General features: G+C 38.1%; 6 protein-coding genes. All 6 read left to right on the top strand.

The genetic code is table 11. The features are described from left to right. The first annotated feature begins 86 nt into the window (after positions 1 to 86). The 6 genes from QME58_13305 (at position 87) to QME58_13280 (ending at position 9,211) form a co-directional block, all read left to right on the top strand. Positions 87 to 1,370 (top strand): tail fiber domain-containing protein, encoded by a 1,284-nt coding sequence (locus QME58_13305; GenBank protein ID MDI6804794.1) that lies wholly within the window; start codon positions 87 to 89, stop codon positions 1,368 to 1,370. Positions 1,371 to 1,388: 18 nt separating this feature from the next. After that, a complete protein-coding gene (locus QME58_13300) occupies positions 1,389 to 1,901 on the top strand; it encodes a T9SS type A sorting domain-containing protein (GenBank protein ID MDI6804793.1) in 513 nt (170 codons plus the stop codon). 102 nt (positions 1,902 to 2,003) lie between these two features. Then, on the top strand, positions 2,004 to 2,450 hold the full coding sequence (locus QME58_13295; GenBank protein ID MDI6804792.1) for a hypothetical protein: 447 nt from the start codon (positions 2,004 to 2,006) through the stop codon (positions 2,448 to 2,450). A gap of 15 nt (positions 2,451 to 2,465) precedes the next feature. Continuing rightward, positions 2,466 to 4,970 (top strand): M4 family metallopeptidase, encoded by a 2,505-nt coding sequence (locus tag QME58_13290; protein MDI6804791.1) that lies wholly within the window; start codon positions 2,466 to 2,468, stop codon positions 4,968 to 4,970. 11 nt (positions 4,971 to 4,981) lie between these two features. Further along, positions 4,982 to 6,319 (top strand): T9SS type A sorting domain-containing protein, encoded by a 1,338-nt coding sequence (locus QME58_13285; protein ID MDI6804790.1) that lies wholly within the window; start codon positions 4,982 to 4,984, stop codon positions 6,317 to 6,319. A 69-nt stretch (positions 6,320 to 6,388) separates the two neighbouring features. Continuing rightward, complete coding sequence (locus QME58_13280; protein MDI6804789.1) at positions 6,389 to 9,211, top strand: right-handed parallel beta-helix repeat-containing protein; 2,823 nt, start codon at positions 6,389 to 6,391, stop codon at positions 9,209 to 9,211. The last annotated feature ends 38 nt before the right edge of the window (positions 9,212 to 9,249 follow it).

The raw sequence follows: 9,249 nt of genomic DNA, 5'->3' as shown, positions 1-9,249 counted from the left end.
GATAAAATCTATAACACTAAACTTATATTTGAATTTTTGGAACTGCCCTTAAGAATGGATTATACCTTCCATTATCCGGCGGAACTATGACAGGAGCGATAACTAATACAGGCAATCCATCAATTGCAATGGGAAAAGGAAACTTCGGATGGAGTAATCTTAACACAGGTACTGACGCATTTGTTGCGGGAAGAAATAATCGAGCGCGGGGAAATTACTCGGTTGTTTCTGGAGGTGGTGGTGTCGATTTATATGATTCCAACGCGGCGATAGGAAATTATTCAGTAATCAGCGGTGGAAGGCGAAATGCTGTTACCGCCGCCGAAGCAATGATCGGAGGCGGTTACCGGAATACGGCAAGCGGAATCAATTCGGTTGTTGGAGGTGGATATGTAAATACAGCAAGCGGCGAGCGTGCCACCGTAAATGGTGGTAGGGGTAATATTGCCAGTGGTAACTATTCAACAGTCGGAGGCGGAGAATCTGATACAGCCGGCGCCTCATACTCTACTGTTGGGGGTGGATATATGAACGCTAGTATTGGTGATGCTGCAGCGGTAGGGGGAGGATCCTATAATAAGGCGTATGGAAATTACGCAACGGTAGCCGGTGGCGGAGGTAATTGGTCTAAAGGTAATTTCGCGAGTATAAGCGGCGGTAATTCAAATCAGGCGAATGGGATTGCTTCGACGGTTGGAGGCGGTAGCATTAACATTGCTCATGGAAATTACTCTGTAGTCAGCGGCGGGGGTGGTGCATTTACAACCGACTCTAATTCTGCGACCGGTAATTACTCAATAATTCCAGGCGGGCGGTCTAATAGAACAACAGGCCACTATTCTTTTGCCTCTGGACGAAGGGCGAAAGCGGATCACAATGGCGCGTTCGTCTGGGCTGACACGACTAACTCAGATTTTGTTTCATCAGCGGATAATCAATTTAATATCCGGGCTTCCGGCGGTGTGCGGATTTACACAAACACAGGTCTAACTTCAGGTGTAACACTAACGGCTGGTGGTTCCTCTTGGAATGTCGTCTCAGATAGTACTCTAAAGCGAAACATCCGACCAGTGAACGAAAAAGATATTTTAGAAAAGCTCTCACATCTCCCAATCAAACAATGGAGTTACAAGTCGCAAGACCCTAGTATCGAACATATAGGTCCAATGGCACAGGACTTTTATTCACTGTTTGGTTTAGGTGAGGATGATAAAACGATTTCAACCATAGACCCTGACGGCGTTGCGCTTTCAGCAATCAAAGCACTGTATCAAGAAAATTTGGAATTGAAAAAACAATTAATCCATCTCGAAAAACGGATACAATTGCTCGAAGATCAAAAAAATCGAAACATTGGTGAAGTGCGATAATCGGAAAGGAAAATTCAAATGAAATATCTTCTAATGCTAATATTCATCACTCAACAAGTTTGCACACAAAATTCCAAAGTACCTTGGTCATCTTTCAACATGGGTTTTGCTGAATCGAAAATCAGTAACACAAACATAAAGTCGGTTGCGGGACAAAACTTTGTTGGAACTTCTGGATATGGGAATAGCTTTATTGAATCTGGTTTGCTGGCAGACACCCTTTTTCGCGACATATTCGTAGGTATAAAAGATCAAATTCCTCTACCATCGGTTTTTGAACTCTATCAAAACTATCCCAATCCTTTTAACCCTACTACTACAATTAAATATGATTTGCCAACGAGTCAACATGTAACTATACGTGTTTATAATTTATTGGGGCAAGAGGTAATGACTTTGGTAGATGAGTTTCAGCAACCTGGGTATAAATCTATGCTGCTTGATTTAAGTAATCTCGCCAGCAGTGTGTACTTCTATCGAATAAATACCGGTGATTTTGTTGCTGTCAAGAAATTTGTAATGTTGAAATAATTTGAATGAGCGATAAACGTGCGACATACGCTCAGTGTAGAATCTTGGTTGAACATGAGTCCACATTAATAATGTTGTTAAACTGAATAACTTGTTAACATTATGAAAAATTTTACTTTAATCGTTTTGGTTATTTTATCGCTACATATTTTAGGATGCAGTCATACCCAAAATCTCAGTAGCCGCTTTAATGTTACGCTAACATCCGGTGGTGGATTTACAGGTATGTATAATGGTTACTACATTGATACATTGGGGGAGATAAGTCGATGGGAAGGGCGCACTTATAATCTCGCATCTTTAAAGCCCGGTGGTAAATTAACACCTGATAAATTAAAAGAAATGAATACTAAAATAACAGAGTTGGAATTGCTAAATGTGCAATATAATAAATCAGGGAATATTTCTTCGTCAATCAGTATTTCAACTAATATTTCTAAGCACACGGTCTCATGGGTAGGTGTCGAGCCAGAGGAAGAGGTTCCTGAAAAAATAAAAGAATTTTATTATTACATTAAAAATCTAATTAACAATTCAATCACCAAATAATCATAAGAGGATTTTATGAAATATCTAAAAATAGTTTTGCTGTTGTTTATTATTCCTATGTTCGCTTTTATAACGAACAATCCAGGGATGAAAACATCTACCGATGTTGTGAAGTTTTTTAATCACAATGCTAAAGAAGGATTGGAAACATTGCAGAATAAAGTCGGTCATCAGGTCGGAGTGCAGTGGAATGAATTCAACTCAACTCCAACGTTCGTTACAGGAAAATTGACTGCGCCAGGATATTCCAGCTCATCCGATAAGTCAGTCGATGGTATCAGATTTTTATTTGAGAATAAAGAATTATTTGGCTTGAGGGAACCGGACAAAGAACTAAAGCTGATTTCTGATATAAAAGACGAGATGGGAATGACGCACATTAAATATCAACAACAAGTTAACGGTGTAAAAATCTTTCAAGGTCAATTAATTGTACACTTCAATTCTGACGGTTCGATAGAATGTGTGAATGGAAGATATTTCCCAACGCCTGATATGAACAACACCCCTAAAATCGACAATTTATCTGCAATCCAGATCGCGAAAAAATCCCTCAGCAATTATAAATCAACAGGCGAAGCTGCTGAATTAAACATCTACTCAAAAGGTGTTAAGTTGTTGCTTGTATATGCAGTATCATTGCCTTCTTATTCTAACCCAATGATGACTGTTTTTATTGATGCTAATACCGGTGAAGTTATAAAAATCGATGACGGTATTAGATACGATGGACCGGCTGTCGGTTCAGGTATAGCTTTGGATGGGAATGTTAAAACAGTCCATTCCTATCTGTATGGTGGGAAATATTATATGATTGATGCGAGTTTACCAATGTATGTGGCACCAATTGAAAGCTTAAAAGGAATAATAAGAACATACGATGCTCAAAACGATACAACTGGTAACGGGTATATGAGTGCAACTGTTGTAACTGACTCCAATAATGATAATAACTTTAACGATACCGAGAGAATGAAAGCTGCAGTGAGTGCACACCATTTTACTCGGGAAACATATCAAATGTACAAATCCCGCTTCAATAGGAATAGTATTGATAATGCAGGGATGACGATGGAGAATGTGGTTCACTACGGAATCAAGCTCAATAATGCGTATTGGAATGGTTTCTTCATGACATATGGAGACGGCGATGGTGTAGTATTTTCAAACCTTGCGGGTTCATTTGATGTTATAGCGCATGAAATTACGCACGGTGTAACACAAAAAACGGCAAATCTTGTATACGAATTACAACCAGGCGCCATGAATGAAAATATGTCCGATGTTTTTGCGGTTATCGCTGATAGCGCCGATTGGCTCGTTGGGGAAGATGTTTTTACACCAGGTACACCGGGAGACGGACTCAGAAGTATGCAAGACCCACACAACGGATATACCCAAGGGCATCCAAATTGGCTGCCTGCTCATATGGACGAATTTGTTACTTTACCGAACGATCCCCAGAATGACCATGGTGGAGTTCATATAAATTGTGGTATTTTAAATAAAGCATTCTATAATGTTGCTTCGGTTATCGGCCGTTCAAAAGCGGGTTGGATTTGGTACAGGTCGTTGACTACATATCTTACAAACAATTCGCAGTTTGTTGATTTACGCAATGCTTGTTTAAACTCTGCAAAAGATTTATTCGGCAATGGTTCAACAGAATACAACATAGTGGCGAGCGGTTTCACTGCTGTTGGCATCGAAAGCAGCGGAGGTCAGACTTATAGTTTATCGTATGACGATAACGACCCATATACGGGTGTTTACGAATCAGATGCTAATTGGGAATTAGCCGTCCGATTTACTCCACCCGTGCCGAATGTTAAAGTATCAAATATAAAAATTTTACTTGTCGGAGAAAATAATCCTTATGGAAATGGCCGATTTACATTGAAAATGTATAAGGCAGATGGAAATGGTAGTTTACCGGGAACTTCGATACTGAGCCCATCAACGATAGTTCCTCAACAAGCAGGCTGGCTATCTATCAATTTATCGAATGTCAATCCAAACGGTGATTTTTATGTTAGTGTAAAATATGATGGATACAATCAACCGTTAATAGGCGCAGACCCACCGCCGGGCAATCAGAGAGCTTATGAGTATAATAACGTAAGTTGGTATAAATTAACTTCACCCTATGATTACACATTATTCATGCGTGCGACAGTCGTTACGTTAACAAGTGTTTTCGAAATTGACACGAAAGTTCCCCAAAAATTCACTATTGCGCAAAACTATCCTAATCCATTTAATCCTCAGACTTCTTTTCGATATGAGTTACCAACGCCCTCATATGTAAGATTGGATGTTTATGATATAAGTGGTAGGCGGGTAGTTACCCTTGTCGATAACAATCAACAGCCAGGCACTTATGAAGCGACTTGGAATGGAAAAAATGATGATGGTGTGAATGTGGCAAGCGGTGTTTATTATTATCGAATCGAAGTCATTGATCAATTCAACTCCAATAATAAGCATGTTGAAATAAACAAAATGCTGCTAATAAAATAAAGAGGCATATTATGAAAACGATATTCGTTATCATCGGACTGATAATTATTTTGTCGCCATCAACATTTTGTCAGAGCGAAGCCACTATCTGTTACAATCTTTTTCGGTCATCTTATGAAATAACAGAGTTTGGTCAATCAGTCGTAGATGAAGCTGCTTGGGTTGTCTGGTTAACGAGGAGTTTAAATAGTAATGTCCTAACTTTGACGGGTACGATAACTCAGAGTACATCGAACTATGATGTTTGGTTATATTCTTCCACACCCACAAACCAGCTAAGGGTAGTATATGCAAACGGGTTCACTGAGGTTTTTATATTTTCATCGGTTGATGGATATTTTGGAAGTTCATGGGAATCGTTGTCGAGATCGCATAATATGAATTACCGTGTTACTGTAACCAATTTTACCGATATTCAGGTTCAGAGTCAGTCTATTCCAAATCCGCCGGGGACTGGTGCGGTTAACTTTCAAAGACAGTTCAATGGTTATGTAATTGATGCTGGGACTACATGGACTTTCAATATTAATCATACGGGACGTGATAGCGCCGTTGTCGATTACAATTGGGCTCACAAAAAGTATTCGGAATTAGTTACTGGGACATCCAGTACTTCAAGTATGTCGTTTACAATAAATGAATCATATTTTACTGAATTAATTTATTATAACAATGTGTACACACAACAAAAACGGATTACGAATAATAGCTCTGTAAGTGTAGGAGGAGTAACATATAAATACCAAAATGCTTATGTAAATTGGATTGGTCAAACACAATTTGCTGATTCAGCAAATGCCGGGCGTTTTAATGTTGCAATCGAGCAAGATAAATGGTACGCAAGTGGAACTTTACTAAAAAATGACGCTCATCTCGGGAATGTTATTTTCGGTCTTCCGCCCCAACCTACAGGGCAATATGGGAATTCTTTATATATCCAGACCATTAATAGTGATAAGTATTTGATTCACCCACTGCTGAGGTGGTGGCTAACAGTTGATGTCATAAAATCAGATGAACTTCCTCAAGAGTTTCATCTTTCACAAAACTATCCCAATCCGTTCAACCCGTCAACAGTTATTATTTATCAGGTACCCGCTGATGTAGGTCGAAATGGCATTTCGACCTATAAGGTGACGCTTAAGGTGTACAACATACTTGGACAAGAAGTAGCAACACTCGTGAATGAGACCCAAGACGCAGGATTCAAGTCGGTGGAGTGGAATGCAAGCGGAATGGCGAGCGGTGTTTATATGTTAAGAATGGAAGCAGGAAATCCTTCGTCAAACGGTAGGCAGGTCCCACGTCAGATTTATGTGAACACTAAAAAAATGATTTTGGTAAGATAGTTTATCGAGCTGCCGACAATTTAAACATCATTAAAAAATATTTATTAAATAAAATAATCGGAGAACAAAATGAAATTCAGAAATCTTTTACTGTTGTTTTACTTTGTGTTTTTATCATCACTAAATATAAATGCACAGCCGCTAACTGGCACTAAAACAATTGATAACTCAGGCAGCGGTGATTACTCTACATTCTTTGCTGCAATTGATGCATTAAACTCTAACGGTGTTGGTTCGGGTGGAGTTACCTTTCTGGTTATGGATGGCCAAACTTTTAATTCTGCACCACTTACAATAACTGCAACAGGAACCGCTGATAATCAAATAGTATTTAAACAATCAGGGACAGGTGTAAAACCAATAATTATTTTTACTGGAAGCAGCGGAACTCAAGCCGGATTTCAATTAAACGGAAGCGACTACATCACATTTGATGGTTTTGATATTCGTGATGCTGGAACCGAAATGGAAAATGGATTTCAATTATATGGAAGCGCATCCGACGGCTGTCAATACAACACGATTAAGAACTGCGTTATAGATTTGGATAAATCTGGAACAAGTGATAATGGATTTCACATTCAGTCAAACGCAACTTCTTTTGCCGGAACTAACAGTTATAATAAGTTTTACAATAATGAAGTTAAGGATTGTTTCAAAGGATATTACTTTTATGGCTATTCTGATGCCAATGCAGATATTGGCAATGAAATTAATTCAACTTCTGGCGGCGAAAGTAAAATTGAAAATATTTCCTCAACAGGAATCAATATTTACTATCAAAAACAATTTTCGATTAAAAATACAACCTTTAAAAATTTTTCAAACTCAATCCCTTTAAGCACTTTATACGGGGTTTACATCCAGGCAGGTGAAAATAATACAATTACTATTTCAAACTGTAATTTTATTAGCTTCTTAGGCGGTGGAGATACTTATGCAATAAGATCAACAGCGGGCGATACACTAAATATTTACAGCAACAATATTTCGGACATCATTTATACAGGTAGCTCCTTCTACTCTGCATTTGGTTTATATATTTATGCAAAAACGGCTAACATTTATAACAATATGATCAGTGGAATATCCAGTGCATCTTCTACACATGGAATAGTGGGTGCTTGCGGAATTTTTCTACACAGCGGAATAAATGTTAATATGTTTTATAACTCAGTGCTATTAAATTATGTCAGCACTAATTCCGGCAATAAAAGTTCTGTATTATATATTCCTACTAATAATCACACATTAGTTCATTTCAGTAACAATATTTTTATTAACAATGTTAATGTAACAACAGGAGCCCTTGCGGTCGCTTTTATGAAAGGAATATCGGGAAAATACATTATTAACTTATCAACAAAGTCCAACAACAATCTTTATTACGCCGGCACGCCAAGTTCAAAAAATTTAATATTATATGATGGAACGACCTCATGTCAAACAATAGCAGAATACAAAACCTATGTTTCATCCCGACCGCTCGACCAAAAAGCGATTACAGAAAACGTTCCGTTTATTAGCAGTAGTGCACCATACGATTTGCACATTAATCCCGCAAGTATGACTTTGCTGGAAAGTGCGGGAATTCCTATTAATTCGCCGCTTGTAATCACTGACGATATTGATGGTGATCTTCGCAATACAACAACTCCGGATATTGGCGCCGATGAGGGTAATTTTTTGTCAAACGATATTAACCCGCCTGATATATCTTATACATTACTATCGCACACAGAAAGTCCTTTGAATAGAGCGGTAACAGGTGTTGTAATAACTGATTACAGTGGAATTAATGTTTCGCCAGGAACTAAACCAAGATTGTACTTCAAGCGAAACAAAGATTCCAACGATTACACCGGCAACACAAGCTCGACAAACGGTTGGAAGTGGATAGAAACAAACAATGCATCGTCGCCGTTTGAATTCACGATTGACTATTCGTTGTTGTTTAACAGCGGCGTGAGTGCCGGAGATGTTATTCAATATTTTATAACAGCTCAGGATAATAATTCAACGCCTAATGTTCAAATTAATTCTGGTACGTTTAATTTACAGCCAGCTTCTGTTGCGATGAATGCTTCGGCATTTCCGATAACCGGAACTATCAACAGCTACCGTATCTCGTTCAACGGAACCTACAGCGTTGGCTCTGGATACAAATATACATCGCTCACGCAAGCAAATGGTTTGTTCCAAGCAATTAGTGCCGGTTCTTTTTCGGGAAATGTTGAAATACAAATTACTTCCGACCTTACAGAAAACGGCGCATTCGCATTATCACAGTGGCAAGAAACCGGCGGAGGCAATTACACACTCACTATTTCTTCTTTTAGTAATGAAATGAAAACAATTTCCGGTTCGAGCGAAACGGGACTGATTAAAATATTTGGCTGTTCAAGAGTAATTTTTGATGGAAGTTTTAATGGTAGTGGTGAATATTTTACTTTTAGAAGCACTCATATAGTTAGCCCTGTTTTTTTTATTAATGATAATTCCAGTTATAACGCACTTAAAAACCTGATTATTGAAAGCTCTTCAGTTAATTTTGAGAACGCAGCTGTTAAACTGGGATCAGGAACAAATATTGGTAATATTATTCAGAATTGTATTATAAGAGAAACTATTACCCCTCCTTCTACTTTAAGACACGGGATATATGTATCTGGAGCTGGTAATCGCGATACCCAAATATTAAATAATAACATATATGATTTTGGAACTTCAGCAATAGTATTACATGGCGGCTGCAATAACACTTTGATTGAGGGTAATTCAATTTATCATACACATCCATCTCAATTAAACTATGTATATGCAATACATCTAAGGAATAGCAACTTAACAAAAGTGTTAAGAAATAAAATATATGGACTAGTGTTAAGTTAAGTATGAAATGACGTAAATATTTATTATCTTTGCCATAA

The sequence above is a fragment of the Bacteroidota bacterium genome (genome assembly GCA_030017895.1).
Taxonomy (GTDB): Bacteria; Bacteroidota; Ignavibacteria; order UBA10030; family BY39; genus JASEGV01.
Note: the sequence above shows the minus strand (reverse complement) of the source record. Positions and strands in the feature narration are given on the sequence as shown.

What these genes read in the sequence shown, in the direction of transcription:
- QME58_13290 (MDI6804791.1), top strand. Translation starts at nt 2,466, where the DNA reads ATGAAATATCTAAAAATAGTTTTGCTGTTGTTTATTATTCCTATGTTC.
- QME58_13300 (MDI6804793.1), top strand. Translation starts at nt 1,389, where the DNA reads ATGAAATATCTTCTAATGCTAATATTCATCACTCAACAAGTTTGCACA.
- QME58_13280 (MDI6804789.1), top strand. Translation starts at nt 6,389, where the DNA reads ATGAAATTCAGAAATCTTTTACTGTTGTTTTACTTTGTGTTTTTATCA.
- QME58_13305 (MDI6804794.1), top strand. Translation starts at nt 87, where the DNA reads ATGACAGGAGCGATAACTAATACAGGCAATCCATCAATTGCAATGGGA.
- QME58_13295 (MDI6804792.1), top strand. Translation starts at nt 2,004, where the DNA reads ATGAAAAATTTTACTTTAATCGTTTTGGTTATTTTATCGCTACATATT.
- QME58_13285 (MDI6804790.1), top strand. Translation starts at nt 4,982, where the DNA reads ATGAAAACGATATTCGTTATCATCGGACTGATAATTATTTTGTCGCCA.